The sequence below is a fragment of the Arthrobacter sp. SLBN-122 genome (assembly GCF_006715165.1).
Lineage (GTDB): Bacteria > Actinomycetota > Actinomycetes > Actinomycetales > Micrococcaceae > Arthrobacter.
In genome coordinates this window covers 2,745,290-2,762,525 of sequence record NZ_VFMS01000001.1, presented here as the reverse complement: position 1 = coordinate 2,762,525, position 17,236 = coordinate 2,745,290, and the positions used below count along the sequence as shown (strand labels likewise).

At 62.1% G+C, this 17,236-nt stretch carries 9 protein-coding genes, 1 tRNA gene and 3 rRNA genes; 6 read left to right on the top strand and 7 right to left on the bottom strand.

Annotation, left to right across the window (positions count from 1 at the left end; genetic code table 11):
* Nucleotides 1-16 precede the first annotated feature (16 nt).
* Nucleotides 17-93, bottom strand: a tRNA-Thr gene (locus tag FBY36_RS12905).
* A gap of 149 nt (nt 94-242) precedes the next feature.
* Entirely contained in the window at nt 243-1,130 is an 888-nt protein-coding gene (locus FBY36_RS12900; protein WP_142119960.1) for a DsbA family protein, read from the bottom strand.
* A gap of 179 nt (nt 1,131-1,309) precedes the next feature.
* On the opposite strand from FBY36_RS12900, the gene FBY36_RS12895 reads away from it, so the two are divergent.
* The 4 genes from FBY36_RS12895 (at nt 1,310) to FBY36_RS12880 (ending at nt 6,478) form a co-directional block, all read left to right on the top strand.
* Nucleotides 1,310-2,812, top strand: a complete 1,503-nt coding sequence (locus FBY36_RS12895) for an alpha,alpha-trehalose-phosphate synthase (UDP-forming) (RefSeq protein WP_142119957.1) — start codon at nt 1,310-1,312, stop codon at nt 2,810-2,812.
* On the top strand, nt 2,802-3,635 hold the full coding sequence (otsB, locus tag FBY36_RS12890; protein WP_142119956.1) for a trehalose-phosphatase: 834 nt from the start codon (nt 2,802-2,804) through the stop codon (nt 3,633-3,635). Before FBY36_RS12895 ends, otsB begins: the two co-directional genes overlap by 11 nt.
* Before the next feature lie 217 nt (nt 3,636-3,852).
* Complete coding sequence (locus FBY36_RS12885; protein ID WP_018772048.1) at nt 3,853-4,935, top strand: ABC transporter ATP-binding protein; 1,083 nt, start codon at nt 3,853-3,855, stop codon at nt 4,933-4,935.
* Between the two features lie 124 nt (nt 4,936-5,059).
* On the top strand, nt 5,060-6,478 hold the full coding sequence (locus FBY36_RS12880; RefSeq protein WP_142119954.1) for a DUF4032 domain-containing protein: 1,419 nt from the start codon (nt 5,060-5,062) through the stop codon (nt 6,476-6,478).
* Nucleotides 6,479-6,481: 3 nt separating this feature from the next.
* On the opposite strand, the gene FBY36_RS12875 is transcribed toward FBY36_RS12880, so the two are convergent.
* Complete coding sequence (locus FBY36_RS12875) at nt 6,482-7,852, bottom strand: FAD-binding oxidoreductase (RefSeq protein ID WP_142119952.1); 1,371 nt, start codon at nt 7,850-7,852, stop codon at nt 6,482-6,484.
* 188 nt (nt 7,853-8,040) lie between these two features.
* Between FBY36_RS12875 and FBY36_RS12870 the strand changes: the two genes are divergently transcribed.
* A complete protein-coding gene (locus FBY36_RS12870; RefSeq protein ID WP_235008819.1) occupies nt 8,041-9,762 on the top strand; it encodes a glycoside hydrolase family 13 protein in 1,722 nt (573 codons plus the stop codon).
* Between the two features lie 2 nt (nt 9,763-9,764).
* Nucleotides 9,765-10,820, top strand: a complete 1,056-nt coding sequence (locus tag FBY36_RS12865; RefSeq protein WP_142119948.1) for a LacI family DNA-binding transcriptional regulator — start codon at nt 9,765-9,767, stop codon at nt 10,818-10,820.
* A gap of 8 nt (nt 10,821-10,828) precedes the next feature.
* Here FBY36_RS12865 and FBY36_RS12860 read toward each other — a convergent pair whose 3' ends face one another.
* From FBY36_RS12860 to FBY36_RS12845, 4 genes are all read right to left on the bottom strand, one after another.
* Complete coding sequence (locus FBY36_RS12860) at nt 10,829-11,344, bottom strand: hypothetical protein (protein WP_142119946.1); 516 nt, start codon at nt 11,342-11,344, stop codon at nt 10,829-10,831.
* Between the two features lie 144 nt (nt 11,345-11,488).
* A 5S ribosomal RNA gene (rrf, locus tag FBY36_RS12855) occupies nt 11,489-11,605 on the bottom strand.
* A 172-nt stretch (nt 11,606-11,777) separates the two neighbouring features.
* Nucleotides 11,778-14,917 (bottom strand): 23S ribosomal RNA (locus FBY36_RS12850).
* 512 nt (nt 14,918-15,429) lie between these two features.
* Nucleotides 15,430-16,951, bottom strand: a 16S ribosomal RNA gene (locus tag FBY36_RS12845).
* Together the 16S, 23S and 5S rRNA genes form the textbook arrangement of a ribosomal RNA operon.
* Between the last annotated feature and the right edge of the window lie 285 nt (nt 16,952-17,236).

The window sequence follows — 17,236 nt, the reverse complement described above, 5'->3', positions numbered from 1 at the left end:
AAACCCGGACGTTGTATGGAGCCCCCTGTCGGATTCGAACCGACGACCCCCGCTTTACAAGAGCGGTGCTCTGGCCAACTGAGCTAAGGAGGCGCGCCCCTGCGGGCGTGCGCCGTGAAGGCGCTAGATAAGGTTAGCCCAACTCCCGCCGGGCGTAAAAACGCGGCGGTACGGGCTGCGGAAGCGGCAGGGGCCCGCCCCGGAAACGCTCCGGGACGGGCCCCTGCCCTGTCTGGTGGTCCTTAGCCCTTGGCGGCGATGGCTGCCTGCAGGAAGTCCGGGAACGGCGTCTGGGCGCTGTCCCCCTTGCCCCACTGCTTGCCGTCCACGAACACGGTGGGCGTGCCGGTGACCCCGATGGCCGACGCTTCCTTCGTGGTGAACTTCACGAACGGGCGGTAGGTCTTGTCATCCACGCAGGAGTCGATCTTGACGCCCATGTCGGACGCCATCTTCTTCAGGTCGTTGTCGGAAAGACCCGCGGTGCCCTCCGCCGGCTGCTTGGCGAACAGTTCGTTGACGAAGTCTGAGTACTTTTCCGGGGATTCGTTGACCACACAGGCTGCTGCGTTGGCGGCCCGGGACGAATAGTTGGTGGTGGACCGGCTGTCCAGGAAGCCGAGGGCCCGGTACTCAACGGTGATCTTGCCTTCGTTGCGCAGCGACGTGAGCTGCTCGTTGTACTGGGTCTCGAAGTTCTTGCAGATGGGGCAGATGAAGTCGATGTACAGGACTACCTTGACCGGCTTGCCGGCCTCCGCTTGCGCCCCGGGCGCCACTACCTCGGCCGGCGGAGTCTTCGGGGCCTCCCCCAGGGAGGCGGCGTCCACAGTGGCCGGCTCCGACTTGGCCACGTTTGTGTTGGCCAGCAGGGTGACGCCGCCATGCACGTTGGCGTTGGCCGGAGTGGGGCCCTGGTCCGCAACCGGGGCGTTCTGCTTGAGGCTGTTCGTCACCACCAGGGCCACCACCACCAGGATGGCCACGACTGCCGCCACGATGCCCCAGCCGATCAGCAGCTTGTTGCGCTTGTCCTTCTTTAGCTGCGCTTCGCGGATCAGGCGCGCCTTTTCGCGCGCCTCCGCGGTTCGCTCAGCCTTGGACTTACGTACTTCGTTTGCGGGGCTCATGAGTTCCTTGGGTCGGTCGACGTAGGGGGACCACTTCGTGGCACCTCCAACATTTTAGGGGAGAAAGCTGAGAGCTTGCGGGTTCAACTATTCCTTCGGGTTGACCAACGGACGAATAGCCCCGATGATTCCGTCCGGCTAGGGTGGCTTAGAGGCACAAGCAACCCCAGGGGGCAGCAATGCAAACACCCGTCCAGGAAAAACCCGCAGGCAAAGCAACAGCCGGCAGTTCCGGTTCCGGCCACGCGGGCCACACCAAGTATGACTTCATGGTGGTCTCCAACAGGCTGCCCGTCGACCGGGTTGCAGCAGGCGACGGCCCTGACGACGAATCAGGCTGGCGCAGGTCCCCCGGCGGCCTGGTGACTGCGCTGGCCCCGATGATGACCAAGACCGACGGCGCGTGGGTTGGCTGGCACGGGGCACCGGACGAGACCGTGAAGCCATTCAGCCATGGCGGAATGGACCTTGTCCCCGTCCAGCTCAGCACGGACGATGTGGAGCTGTACTACGAGGGCTTCTCCAACGCCACGCTGTGGCCGCTGTACCACGACGTCATCGCTCCGCCGGAATTCCACCGGACCTGGTGGGACGCCTACCGCAAGGTCAACCGCAGGTTCGCCGACGCCGTCGCGCACCACGCGGACCAGGGCGCCACCGTCTGGGTCCAGGACTACCAGCTGCAGCTGGTCCCCCGGATGCTCCGCGAAGCCCGGCCGGACCTCCGGATCGGGTTCTTCAACCACATCCCGTTCCCGCCGCCGGAGATTTTTGCCCAGCTCCCCTGGCGCCAGGCCATCATCGACGGCCTTCTCGGCGCAGACCTGGTGGGCTTCCAGCGGCCCAGCGACGCGGGAAACTTCATGCGTTCCGCGCGCCGGTTCCTGGGCGCCAGCGTTAAGCAGCAGCAGGTGCACGTCAAGGGCCATGACGGCCGGATCACGCACATCGCCCGGGCGCAGGCCTTCCCCATCTCGATCGACGTCAAGCAGATCAGCGAACTTGCGGCCAGGCCCGACATCATCGAACGCGCCCGGCAGATCCGTCAGGACCTGGGCAACCCCAAGACCATCCTGCTCGGGGTGGACCGGCTGGATTACACCAAGGGCATCCGCCACCGGCTGAAGGCTTTTGAGGAGCTCCTGGCGGACGGCCGCCTCACGGTGGGCGATGCGACCCTCATCCAGGTGGCCTCCCCCAGCCGGGAGCGGGTGGAGCAGTACCGGCTCCTGCGCGAGGAGGTGGAAGGAACCGTAGGCCACATCAACGGCACCTACGACACCCTGGAAAACACCGCCGTCCGCTACCTGCACCACAGCTACCCCGTAGAGGAGATGGTGGCGCTGTACCTGGCTGCGGATGTCATGCTGGTCACCGCGCTGCGGGACGGGATGAACCTGGTGGCCAAGGAGTATGTCACCGCACGCAACAACAATGATGGCGCGCTGGTCCTGAGCGAGTTCGCCGGCGCCGCGGACCAGCTCAAGCAGGCGCTGCTGATCAACCCGCACGACATCGCAGGCCTCAAGAACGCCATCATGACCGCCGTCGAGCTCAACCCGCGCGAAGCATCCCGGCGCATGCGGTCCATGCGCCGGCAGATCCTGGACCACGACGTGGACCATTGGTCTGCCGACTTCCTGCGTGCCCTGGACGAGAAAGTGGTCCGCGATGACTCCTGACGGCCGCACCAAGGCATCGCTGGCGCTCACCCCGGAACTCCGGGAAGCGCTGCACCGGATCGCCGCGACGGAGCACCTGCTCGTGGCCATGGATTTTGATGGCACCATGGCGCCTATCGTGGACCGCGCCCAGGATGCACGGCCGCTTCCACGCACGGCCGCGGCGTTCGCAGGGCTCGCCGTGCTTCCCCGCACGACGACGGCACTCATCTCGGGCCGCGCCCTCGCCAGCCTGCGGGAGGTTGCTTCCCCGCCAGTGGATACCCTGCTGATTGGCAGCCACGGCGCCGAAGCCTGGCTGGGACCGGGTTCCACCGAACTGGCGCTGGATGACGGCCAGAAAGCGCTCCTTGAAGAGGTGCGGGCCGAATTGGCGGCGATCGTGGCGGAGGCGCCGGGCACGTCGCTCGAATACAAGCCCGCCGGCGTCGTCCTGCACACCCGCCAGGCTGGAGACGACGTGGCCGGGGACGCGGTGTCAGCAGCCCGGTCCGTGCTCCAGGACCGCAAGGGTGTCTTCCTGAAGGAGGGCAAGCGCGTCCTGGAGACCTCAGTGGTCAATGCGTCCAAGGGCGAAGGCGTCACCTTCCTGCGGCAGGCCACCGGGGCCACAGCCGTGCTGTTTGCCGGTGACGACGTCACGGACGAGGACGCGTTCGGCCGGCTCGAACCAGGCGATGTGGGGGTCAAGGTGGGTCTCGATTTTACCCAGGCCCAATACCGGGTGGAGGCGCCTGTCCACATCGCAGAGCTGCTGGAGACCCTGCTCCAGGAGCGGAGTCTCGCCGTCGCCGAGGAAGACCCCCAGGCAGCTTCCGGGTAGCCGTGGCCGGCAGCACATGTGACATTCGTAACATTTGCGATAAAAGAAGCAACTTCTGGCATACTCTTGGGTGTGATGTGGCGCACAACAACCGTGCGGCGTCACGTGGTGCTCCGCGCTTAGCCGCGGAGCATTTTGTGGGAACACAACTGAATAAACATGAACCATTCACAACGGATCGTCCGGCACGTACCTGCCGGTGAAGGGATTGATAACTGTGGCTACAGTTACTTTTGATAACGCTACGCGTCTGTACCCGGGCACAGATAAGCCCGCCGTCGATAAGCTCAACATCGACATCGCCGATGGCGAATTCCTGGTCCTCGTTGGACCCTCCGGTTGCGGCAAGTCCACCTCCCTGCGGATGCTCGCAGGCCTCGAGGACGTCAACGCAGGCCGGATCCTGATCGGCGACCGCGACGTCACCGATGTTCCGCCGAAGGACCGCGACATCGCGATGGTTTTCCAGAACTACGCGTTGTACCCGCACATGACTGTGGCCGACAACATGGGCTTCGCCCTGAAGATCGCCGGGGTCTCCAAGGAAGAGCGCGCCGAGCGCGTCCGTGAAGCCGCCAAGCTCCTGGACCTCGAGCAGTACCTGGACCGCAAGCCGAAGGCACTCTCCGGCGGCCAGCGCCAGCGTGTTGCCATGGGCCGCGCAATCGTCCGTAACCCCCAGGTCTTCCTCATGGACGAGCCGCTGTCCAACCTGGACGCCAAGCTCCGTGTCCAGACCCGCACCCAGATCGCATCCCTGACCCGCCGGCTGGGCGTCACCACCGTTTACGTGACACACGACCAGGTCGAGGCCATGACCATGGGCGACCGCGTCGCCGTGCTGAAGGACGGCCTGCTGCAGCAGGTTGACACCCCGCGCAACCTCTACGACCGCCCGAAGAACGTCTTCGTTGCAGGCTTCATCGGCTCCCCCGCCATGAACCTGCTGGAACTTCCCGTCGTCGACGGCGGCGTCCAGTTCGGCGGTACCGTCTACCCGGTGCCGCGCGACGTCCTCGAAGAGGCACACGGCTCCACGGTCACGCTGGGCAGCCGCCCCGAAGACCTGGAGACCGCTCCGCACGGTGAAGGCCTGAAGGTTGAGGTTGACGTCGTCGAAGAACTCGGCGCCGACGCCTACGTCTACGGCCACACCACCCTGGACGGCAAGGACCACGACATCGTGGCACGCGTCGACGGCCGCCGCCCCCCGATGAAGGGCGAGGTCATCTACGTCCGTCCGCAGTCGGGCCACGTGCACCTGTTCGACACCAAGACCGGCCTGCGCCTGGGCGACTGATCGCCACCGGCACCCCAACCGCAGTACCGACGGCGGCCCTCCTTACCGGACGGCCGCCGTCGGCGTTTAACCGTGCCTGCAGGAGAATTAGCTGGCCGCGCCCATCTACGGAAGAATTGAGCCCATGACCGAGGAACACAGCGCGCAGTGGCACGACGAACCCACCGACTACGCCCAGGTGGGTAAGCTGCCGCGGTTCGTGGCCGCCAGCGCCGATGACAACAAGGCAGCCTCGGTAGCCTCATCATTGAGCATCACGGCAGCAGCAGCTGATCCCGAGCTGCTGGACCTGCCCTGGCACATTGCACTCGAAGAGTGGCCGGCCCAATACCTGGCGGCACTCCCCCGCGGCATCTCCCGGCACATCGTGCGCTTCGCCCACCTTGGCGGCTCGGTGATTGCCATCAAGGAAACGTCCGAACACGTGGCCCGCCACGAGTACCACATGCTGCGCAAGCTGGCACGGCTGGACGTGCCCTGCGTGGAGCCCGTAGCCGTGATCACCGGCCGCACCACCCCGGACGGGCGCCCGCTGAACCCCGTCCTGGTAACCCGGCACCTGAAATTTTCCATGCCGTACCGCGCGCTCTTTTCCCAGATGCTGCGCAAGGACACCCTCACCCGCCTGATCGACGCCCAGGCTCTCCTCATGGTGCGGCTGCACCTGATCGGGTTCTACTGGGGCGACGTCTCGCTTTCCAACACCCTGTTCCGCCGTGACGCCGGAGCGTTCGCCGCGTATCTGGTGGACGCCGAAACGGGTGAGCTCTACCCTGACCTCTCCACGGGCCAGCGCGAATACGACCTGGAAATTGCCCGCGTGAACATCGCCGGTGAGCTGATGGACCTCCTGGACGGCGGGCTCATCGAGGAGAAGGTGGACCCGGTGGCCACCAGTGAGCTGATCATGGACAGCTACCGGCGGCTGTGGGCCGAGCTGACCGAGAAGGAATCCTTCGAACTGGGCGAGCGCTGGCGGGTGAGTGCCCGTATCCGCCGCCTGAACGAGCTCGGCTTCGACGTCGAGGAATACGCCATCAAGACCACGCAGAACGGCTCCACCATCCAGCTCCAGCCCAAGGTGGTGGACGCGGGGCACCACCAGCGGCGGCTGCTGCGCCTCACCGGCCTGGATGCCCAGGAGAACCAGGCCCGCCGCCTCCTGAACGACATGGACTCCTTCCGCGCGGACAACAACCCGGAAATGGATGAGGAATACAGCGCCCACCTGTGGGTCAGCCAGATCTTCGAACCGATCGTGCGCGCGATCCCCCGCGACCTGTCCGGCAAGCTGGAACACGCAGAGGTGGTCCACGAGGTCCTTGAACACCGCTGGTACATGTCCGAGAAGCAGGAGCGCCACATTCCGCTGGCGGAGGCCGTGCAGTCCTACATCGATTCCATCCTCCGGCACCGGCGGGATGAAGCCGCGATCATGCTGAACCCGGACACCGAACTGCTGAAGATCCTTGAGGTGGAGAACGAGGAGTCCCGCTACGGTGCTGATGAATCCGCGGACGAGTATCCGGACTCGGACGACTAAGTCCTAGATCGCCTTACCGGGGTTGAGGATTCCCGCAGGATCAAACAGGTCCTTGATCCTGCGCTGGAGTTCCCGGACCGGTTCCGGCTGCTCCTGGCCCAGCCACCGGAGCTTGTACTGCCCCACACCATGCTCGCCGGTGATGGTGCCGCCCATGGCCAGGGCCGCGGTGATGGACTCGTCCAGCGCCACCTGCAGCCGCTGCATCGCCGCGGAGTCCACGCTTGCCCCCTGCCGGTCGATCCAGAAGGTGGGGTGGAGGTTGCCGTCACCGGCGTGGGCCACCACCTTGAGGTGCACCTGCTGCCTGGCGGCCATGGCTTCGAGCTCCGCGACGTAGTCCACCAGCCGGGACCGGGGAACAGCCACATCCTCGCCGACGCGGTATTCGTCGTCCACCTCTGTCCCCCTGCTGTGCCGGCGGAGTTCCACCAGCCTCTCCGCCTCGGCACTTGCCTCCGTGCTGACAGTTGCCCCGCCTTCACGGAGGACCTGGCGCACCACCTCCGCCTCGGCGGCGGCCCCGAACCCGTCCGTCTGGATCAGCAGCAATGATCTTCCGCGGGAGGTGAGGTCGGAGCCGTGGATGTCGTCCAGCTGGGCCAGGGTGCCGCCGTCGAGCAGTTCCATGATGGCGGGCTGGACCCGCGCCTTGCCTACGGCCAGGACCCCTGCTGCGGCGCTCCTGAAGTCCGGGTAGAAGGCGGCCACGGTGTGGACTTCCCGGGGCAGGTACTTCAGCCGCACGGTAATTCCGACGACGACGCCCAGGGTTCCTTCAGACCCCACGAAAAGGCCCGTGAGGTCGTAGCCCGCCACGCCTTTGAAGGTTTGGTGGCCTGTGTGGATGAGGGATCCGTCGGCCAGGACGACGTCCAGCGCCAGGACCGAATCCCTGGTGACCCCATATTTGGCACAGCGCAGGCCGCCGGCGTTGGTGGCGACGTTGCCGCCGAGGGTGGAGCTTCGGAAACTGGCCGGATCCGGAGCGTACATGAGCCCATGCGCTGCAACGGCCTCATTGAGGACGGCATTGACCACTCCGGGCTCCACCACGGCAGTCTCGTCGTCGGGATTCAAGGCGAGGATCCGGTTCATCCGCTCCAGCGAGAGGATGATGCAGTTCCTGGTGGCATGGGCCCCGCCGGATACTCCAGTGCCTGCGCCCCGGGCGACAATTGCCACACCACTGCCGGCACAGGCCTTTACCACTGCCTGGACGTCGGCAACTGATTCCGGGAACACTACCGCCAGGGGAAGCTGGAAATCGACGACTGGTGCCTGGTCGATGGCGTACCGCCGGAGCGAGACCTCGCCGACGTCCACCTGCCCCTGCGCCAGGATGGCATCCAGCTCATCAACGATGCTTCCCACAAAGCCTCCACCCGTCGTCGGACATATCTCCCCAGTTTAGGACGTGCTGCCCGCTGGACCCCTGGATGCCCTTTCCTGCAACCGCTTCCAGTTCGCTGACTTCCTCACCAGGAAGGCGGCGGAGCTATGTCCGTAACGCTGAATGGAAGCGTTTCCATTAAGGCGCCGCCAACGCTATGCTGACTCTCATGTCTGTCGATACTGTGACCCAGGCCACTTCCACTGCTGCCGGTCCCCTGACGCTCATCCATGCTGCCGACAATGCCCCCGGCTGGTGGCGCTCCGCAGTGATCTACCAGGTGTATCCCCGGTCGTTCCGGGACCTGAACGGCGACGGCGTGGGAGACCTTGCGGGAATCACCGAGGAACTGCCGCACCTTGCAGACCTGGGTGTCGATGCCGTTTGGCTCTCACCCTTCTACCGTTCCCCCCAGCGCGACGCAGGCTACGACGTCAGCGACTACTGCGACGTGGATCCGATTTTCGGAACGCTCGGTGACTTCGACGTCATGATGGCTGAATCGCACCGGCTGGGCCTGCGGGTGATTGTGGACCTGGTGCCCAACCACTGCTCCGACCAGCATCCCGCGTTCCAGGCAGCCGTTGCCGCGCCGGCAGGAAGCCCGGAGCGGGACATGTTCATCTTCCGCGACGGAACCGGCCCCGACGGGCAGGAACCGCCGAACAACTGGCAGTCCCACTTCGGCGGACCCGCCTGGACGCGGGTAGCAGGCACGGATGGCCGGCCGGGGCAGTGGTACCTGCACCTCTTCGATTCTTCGCAGCCGGACTTTAACTGGGACAACCCGGCCGTCCACGCCGAGTTCGAGCGCGTGCTTCGTTTCTGGCTGGACCGGGGCGTCTCCGGTTTCCGGGTGGACGTAGCCCACGCCCTGGTGAAGGCCCCCGGCCTGCCCGCCTGGGGTGGCCGTGCCGATGGCGGCAGCAGCGACGGGTACCCAGGCCACGAGGCACCAATGTTCGGCCAGCCCGCCGTCCATGACATTTACCGTAACTGGCGGCTGATCCTGGACGAGTACGGCCCGGACCGCATCCTCTGCGCCGAGGCAAGCGTGGACCTCCTCCGGCTGGCCCACTGGGTGCGGCCGGATGAGATGCACCAGGCGTTCAACTTCCCTTACCTCCATGCCGGGCTGGACGTATACCGGCTGCGCTCGGTCATCACGGATTCCCTGACCGTCCTGGACGGCGTGGGCGCCCCGAGCACCTGGGTACTCTCAAACCATGACGTTGTCCGCCATGCCAGCCGGTTTGGCTATAACGGCCATGGCCCCCGCGACGGCGACGGCATCGGGGTGGCCGATCCCCAGCCGGATGAGGAACTGGGCCGGCGCCGCGCAGCTGCCGCTTCGCTGTTCATGCTGGGCCTGCCCGGCGCCGCCTATCTCTACCAGGGCGAGGAGCTTGGGCTGCCGGACGGCATCGACATCCCCGGCCACCTGCGCCAGGACCCCACCTTCGCGCGGACCGGGGGTCAGCGGCTTGGCCGTGACGGCTGCCGGGTGCCGCTGCCTTGGCGGGCCGGAGACAAGCACTTGGGCTTCAGCTCGGGCAGCGATCCCTGGCTGCCCATTCCTGCCTCGTTTGGCGGCCTGGCGCGGGACCTGCAGGCGGAGTCGCCGTCGTCGCACCTCTCCCTCTACCGCACCGCCCTGGCCTGCCGCCGGGACCTGGACCTGGGCAGGGGCTCGCTGTCCTGGGCAGAATACTGGTGCACCGGGTCCTCGCTGGGGTATGTGAACGGCACTACGCTGGTGCTTATGAACCTGAACCACGAGCCGCTGGAGATTCCCGCGGGCCGCGTCCTTGTCCGCAGTAACCTGTCAGGCACGGAAGGACTCCTGGCCTCGGGCGAAACAGCCTGGATCAGTATTCCTGCAGCAGACTGACAATGGCGGGCATCAAAGAAGTTGCCAGCCGGGCAGGCCTGTCGGTAGCCACCGTCTCCAGGGCGCTCAGCGGCAAGTCCAACGTCTCGTCCAGGAGCCGCCGCCTTGCCCAGGAGGCAGCACGGGAACTGGGGTTCGTCCCGTCATACCACGCGTCCAGCCTCGCTTCGGGGCGGAACCACAATATCGGGCTGGTGGTGCCGAACGTCCAGCGCTGGTACTTTTCCTCAGTCCTTGAGGGCGTTTCGGAAACCCTCCTGGATGCAGGCTACGACCTGACGCTGTACAACGTGGGCGAGCAGCCGGAGCACCGCAGCAGCATCCTGAACGACTTCCTGCTGCGGAAACGCCTGGATGCGGTGATTGCGGTGGCACTGGTGCTCAGCGAGGAAGAAATCGGCCAGTTGCTTGCCGTGCACCGTCCCATTGTGGGCATCGGAGGGGCGCTGCGCGGCGCCTCCACCATAAGAATCGATGACGAGGGCCTGGCCATGATGGCCACCCGGCACCTGATTGGGCTGGGCCATACCCGGATCGCCCATGTCACGGGGGACGCGGCACTGAACCGCGATTTCAATCTTCCGCAGCTCCGTCAAAAGGGCTTTGCTGCGGCAATGGAAGCCGCGGGCCTGCCGCTGCGCCACGAGTGGCAGGCCAGGGCCGACTTCACCATCCAAGGTGCATATGCAGCGGGCCGCCGGCTGCTGGGGACGTCCGCTGAACGTCCCACCGCCGTTTTTGCGGCTTCCGACGAGATGGCCGTGGGCATCATGCTCGCCGCAAGGGACTTCGGCCTTCAGGTGCCGCGGGATCTTTCCGTCGTGGGCATTGACGGGCACGAACTTGCAGAAACGTTCGGCCTGACCACCATCAGCCAGGATCCGAAGGGCCAGGGAAGGCTGGCGGCTGCCACAGCGTTGGCCTTGCTGGACGGCCCCGGCGGAGAGTCCGACGGCGGCCCGGCAGGGGATGGAGAGCGGGACCAGGAATATCCGACAAAGTTTGTGATCAGGAGCAGCACCGCAGTACCGCCGGACACAGCCGCGCACCGGGGTTAGGTCAACCGTTACCGCACGGAGTCATCCGGGGTGTCCTCCGCTCCCATGAAGCGTGCATACCTGTCCAGGATCAGCGGCCAGGCCTCCACGTACTCTTGGCGCGCGGCAGCAGGGTCCTCGGCGCCCTCCCACCCTTCATGGAATACCCGGACCTCAGTTCCCGCGTCGACGGCGCGGAATACCACCAGGAGCTCAGTAGACCACAGCGCCGTAGTCCCGGGATGCCAGCTGGCGTGGAACGACAGGGGCGGCTGCCAGTCATCAAGGGTTCCCCAGATACTGGTGCGGCCGTCATCTGCAGTTTCGAGGATCAGGTTCTCTTCAAACTCGACATATGAGCCGGCGCCGTACACGCCATGCTGCTCCAAGGGCCACCACAAGTGGGCGTGGTCCGTAAAGCCGGCAAAAGCCCGCGCGACGGGGCCGGGGACAACGACGGTGTTCACCACCGGTTCCAAGGGATCAGTTGCCCGCTGTCCGGCGTCATCAAAAGAATCCTGTGCGTGGCTAAAGATGCTGCTCATGGGGAAATACTTTACCCGCGCAATCCTGCGGAGGGCGGCACGCGAACCAGGAGGAGGGGCTGGGTGCTCACAGCCAAGTAGTAAAACGAGTGGTTAAAGCAGTAGGACCCTGACATTCCTTTGTCAGGGTCCTACTCAATGTGTGTCCGGCGGTGACCTACTCTCCCACACCCTCCCGGGTGCAGTACCATCGGCGCTGTGGGTCTTAGCTTCCGGGTTCGGAATGGGACCGGGCGTTTCCCCCACGCTATGACCGCCGTAACCCTTGTACCCGTCACCAACCCGTGGGGGGTGGTGTGGGAAGACTTGTGTGGTTACAACATTGTGGTGTTGTTATTCAGTTGTGTTGGTTCCGTGCAACCATTCCCCTGGTGTTGGGGGTTGTTGGTTGGGAACCACATAGTGGACGCAAGCAGAGTTTGTATATATCTGTGTGGTGTAAGTTGTTGGCCTATTAGTACCGGTCAGCTTCACGAGTCGTTAGTCCTCGCTTCCACATCCGGCCTATCAACCCAGTGGTCTGGCTGGGGGCCTCTCACACCCGAGGGTGTATGGAAATCTCATCTTGAAGCGAGCTTCCCGCTTAGATGCTTTCAGCGGTTATCCCATCCGAACGTAGCTAATCAGCGGTGCACTTGGCAGTACAACTGACACACCAGAGGTTCGTCCGTCCCGGTCCTCTCGTACTAAGGACAGCCCTTCTCAAATTTCCTGCGCGCGCAGCGGATAGGGACCGAACTGTCTCACGACGTTCTAAACCCAGCTCGCGTACCGCTTTAATGGGCGAACAGCCCAACCCTTGGGACCTACTCCAGCCCCAGGATGCGACGAGCCGACATCGAGGTGCCAAACCATGCCGTCGATATGGACTCTTGGGCAAGATCAGCCTGTTATCCCCGAGGTACCTTTTATCCGTTGAGCGACGGCCATTCCACAATGTACCGCCGGATCACTAGTCCCGACTTTCGTCCCTGCTCGAGATGTCTCTCTCACAGTCAAGCTCCCTTGTGCACTTACACTCGACACCTGATTGCCAACCAGGCTGAGGGAACCTTTGGGCGCCTCCGTTACTTTTTAGGAGGCAACCGCCCCAGTTAAACTACCCATCAGGCACTGTCCCTGACCCGGATTACGGGCCGAAGTTAGATGTCCAAAGTGACCAGAGTGGTATTTCAACGATGACTCCACCCGAACTGGCGTCCGGGCTTCAACGTCTCCCACCTATCCTACACAAGCCACTCCGAACACCAATACCAAACTATAGTAAAGGTCTCGGGGTCTTTCCGTCCTGCTGCGCGTAACGAGCATCTTTACTCGTACTGCAATTTCGCCGAGTTTATGGTTGAGACAGCGGGGAAGTCGTTACTCCATTCGTGCAGGTCGGAACTTACCCGACAAGGAATTTCGCTACCTTAGGATGGTTATAGTTACCACCGCCGTTTACTGGGGCTTAAATTCTCAGCTTCGCCTTGCGGCTAACCGGTCCTCTTAACCTTCCAGCACCGGGCAGGAGTCAGTCCGTATACATCGTCTTGCGACTTCGCACGGACCTGTGTTTTTAGTAAACAGTCGCTTCCCCCTGGTCTCTGCGGCCCCGATCCCCTCCCGGTCGCTAGTACCGTTCAAGGTTGGGGCCCCCCTTCTCCCGAAGTTACGGGGGCATTTTGCCGAGTTCCTTAACCATAATTCTCTCGATCGCCTTGGTATTCTCTACCTGATCACCTGTGTCGGTTTGGGGTACGGGCGGCTAAAACCTCGCGTCGATGCTTTTCTCGGCAGCATAGGATCACCAAATCCCCCCAAACGGGGGTCCCATCAGATCTCAGGCTTCGTGAGTGGCGGATTTGCCTACCACTCGCCCTACATCCTTAGACCGGGACAACCATCGCCCGGCTCGGCTACCTTCCTGCGTCACACCTGTTAATACGCTTGCCTCCCGGGATCAGGTCCTGCGCTCCACCAAAACCCTCACACCACAAGGGTGATCGGGCAGGTTTCGGGCAGTTAGTATCCCCCGCTCAGCATGGGCGGTTTTTCGCCGGTACGGGAATATCAACCCGTTGTCCATCGACTACGCCTGTCGGCCTCGCCTTAGGTCCCGACTTACCCAGGGCAGATTAGCTTGACCCTGGAACCCTTGATCATTCGGCGGACGGGTTTCTCACCCGTCTTTCGCTACTCATGCCTGCATTCTCACTCGTGTAGGCTCCACCGCTGGTTTACACCGCGACTTCACCGCCCACACGACGCTCCCCTACCACTCCGGACGCCTGAACTAACTCCACAAGGAAGCAGCTTAGCTAAAATCCGAAATCCACAACTTCGGCGGTGTACTTGAGCCCCGCTACATTGTCGGCGCGGAATCACTTGACCAGTGAGCTATTACGCACTCTTTTAAGGGTGGCTGCTTCTAAGCCAACCTCCTGGTTGTCTGGGCAACTCCACATCCTTTCCCACTTAGCACACGCTTAGGGGCCTTAGTTGGTGGTCTGGGCTGTTTCCCTCTCGACTATGAAGCTTATCCCCCACAGTCTCACTGCTGCGCTCTCACTTACCGGCATTCGGAGTTTGGCTGACGTCAGTAACCTTGTAGGGCCCATTAGCCATCCAGTAGCTCTACCTCCAGCAAGAAACACGCAACGCTGCACCTAAATGCATTTCGGGGAGAACCAGCTATCACGAAGTTTGATTGGCCTTTCACCCCTACCCACAGCTCATCCCCTCCATTTTCAACTGAAGTGGGTTCGGTCCTCCACGACGTCTTACCGTCGCTTCAACCTGGCCATGGGTAGATCACTTCGCTTCGGGTCTAGATCACGCCACTGCAACGCCCTATTCAGACTCGCTTTCGCTACGGCTGCCCCACACGGGTTAACCTCGCGACGTAACACTAACTCGCAGGCTCATTCTTCAAAAGGCACGCCGTCACCAGAATCAGACTGGCTCCGACGGATTGTAAGCACACGGTTTCAGGTACTGTTTCACTCCCCTCCCGGGGTACTTTTCACCTTTCCCTCACGGTACTGGTCCGCTATCGGTCATTAGGGAGTATTTAGGCTTATCAGGTGGTCCTGACAGATTCGCACGGGATTTCTCGGGCCCCGTACTACTTGGGATACTCTCACAGGCGGTACAAACACATTACGGTTACGGGACTAACACCCTCTCTGGCCGGCCTTTCAAAACCGTTCACCTATGCGCGCACATCACACCCCACCAGCCCGGCAGAACTGGTACGGAAAGTCCCACAACCCCGACCATGCAACGCCCGCCGGCTATCACACATGGAACGGTTTAGCCTGATCCGCGTTCGCTCGCCACTACTAACGGAATCACTATTGTTTTCTCTTCCTGCGGGTACTGAGATGTTTCACTTCCCCGCGTTCCCCCCACGCACCCTATGTGTTCAGGTACGGGTCACCAAGTCACTCGCGCGCTTGGCGGGGTTTCCCCATTCGGACACCCTGGGATCACAGTCCGGTTATCGACTCCCCCAGGCTTATCGCAGATTCCTACGTCCTTCTTCGGCTCCTAATGCCAAGGCATCCACCGTGTGCTCTTAAAAACTTGACCACAAAGATCAAAAACAAAAAACACTCGAGAGAACCATGAAAACCAACCACGCTCCCAACACCCCAAAAGGGCATCAACAACACAGCCAGATCCAGGTTCATTATCTTGGAAATTGCTTCTTATACAAGATGCTCGCGTCCACTATGTAGTTCTCAAACAACAACCCCACACCACACACCCCCACACACAACCCCCAAAAGGGAGCCAGCATGCGCGGAGGCGTCATGGCAGGGAAACCAGAAACAAACAAACCCACAAGCCAAAAGACCCGCGGCCCTGTTGCCTCAGGACCCAACAGTGTGCCAAACACTAAACCACCCCGTCCCCCACCCACCGTTCCAGAACCATCACTGGCTCGTACTAGGACAAGAAGAAAACAACGCGGCCGCTATTTGTTGATATTCCACCCATGAGCACCCGCCGCAGAACTTGCGTCTGCGCAACGGGCTTTGCTTCCTGACAAACCCCCACCACCACATACGCGGCATGAACGATTTGTAGGTGCTCCTTAGAAAGGAGGTGATCCAGCCGCACCTTCCGGTACGGCTACCTTGTTACGACTTAGTCCCAATCGCCAGTCCCACCTTCGACAGCTCCCTCCCACAAGGGGTTAGGCCACCGGCTTCGGGTGTTACCAACTTTCGTGACTTGACGGGCGGTGTGTACAAGGCCCGGGAACGTATTCACCGCAGCGTTGCTGATCTGCGATTACTAGCGACTCCGACTTCATGGGGTCGAGTTGCAGACCCCAATCCGAACTGAGACCGGCTTTTTGGGATTAGCTCCACCTCACAGTATCGCAACCCTTTGTACCGGCCATTGTAGCATGCGTGAAGCCCAAGACATAAGGGGCATGATGATTTGACGTCGTCCCCACCTTCCTCCGAGTTGACCCCGGCAGTCTCCTATGAGTCCCCACCATCACGTGCTGGCAACATAGAACGAGGGTTGCGCTCGTTGCGGGACTTAACCCAACATCTCACGACACGAGCTGACGACAACCATGCACCACCTGTAAACCGACCGCAAGCGGGGGACCTGTTTCCAGGTCTTACCGGTTCATGTCAAGCCTTGGTAAGGTTCTTCGCGTTGCATCGAATTAATCCGCATGCTCCGCCGCTTGTGCGGGCCCCCGTCAATTCCTTTGAGTTTTAGCCTTGCGGCCGTACTCCCCAGGCGGGGCACTTAATGCGTTAGCTACGGCGCGGAAAACGTGGAATGTCCCCCACACCTAGTGCCCAACGTTTACGGCATGGACTACCAGGGTATCTAATCCTGTTCGCTCCCCATGCTTTCGCTCCTCAGCGTCAGTTAATGCCCAGAGACCTGCCTTCGCCATCGGTGTTCCTCCTGATATCTGCGCATTTCACCGCTACACCAGGAATTCCAGTCTCCCCTACATCACTCTAGTCTGCCCGTACCCACCGCAGATCCGGAGTTGAGCCCCGGACTTTCACGGCAGACGCGACAAACCGCCTACGAGCTCTTTACGCCCAATAATTCCGGATAACGCTTGCGCCCTACGTATTACCGCGGCTGCTGGCACGTAGTTAGCCGGCGCTTCTTCTGCAGGTACCGTCACTTTCGCTTCTTCCCTACTGAAAGAGGTTTACAACCCGAAGGCCGTCATCCCTCACGCGGCGTCGCTGCATCAGGCTTGCGCCCATTGTGCAATATTCCCCACTGCTGCCTCCCGTAGGAGTCTGGGCCGTGTCTCAGTCCCAGTGTGGCCGGTCACCCTCTCAGGCCGGCTACCCGTCGTCGCCTTGGTAGGCCATTACCCCACCAACAAGCTGATAGGCCGCGAGTCCATCCAAAACCACAAAAGCTTTCCACCAACCACCATGCGATAGTCAGTCATATCCGGTATTAGACCCAGTTTCCCAGGCTTATCCCAGAGTCAAGGGCAGGTTACTCACGTGTTACTCACCCGTTCGCCACTAATCCAGGAGCAAGCTCCCTTCATCGTTCGACTTGCATGTGTTAAGCACGCCGCCAGCGTTCATCCTGAGCCAGGATCAAACTCTCCGTTGAAGTAAAACAGACACAACCACAACCACCGGAAATAACGGCGACCACGGCTGCACAAAATTTGAAACCAGCTGTAAAAACCATGCCAACCACGGGGTGGCGGCACAGCAAATTCAACCAATTCATAAAAAATCGGTATCAACAAACTTGGCACACTATTGAGTTCTCAAACAACAGACACACCCGGCACCACCCAAACATTCCGTTCAGGATCGCTCCGGAGCAACTTTCCAAACTTACCCGCTGACCTCCTGCGTGTCAAACCGGTTTCCGCGACCATCCTCAGCG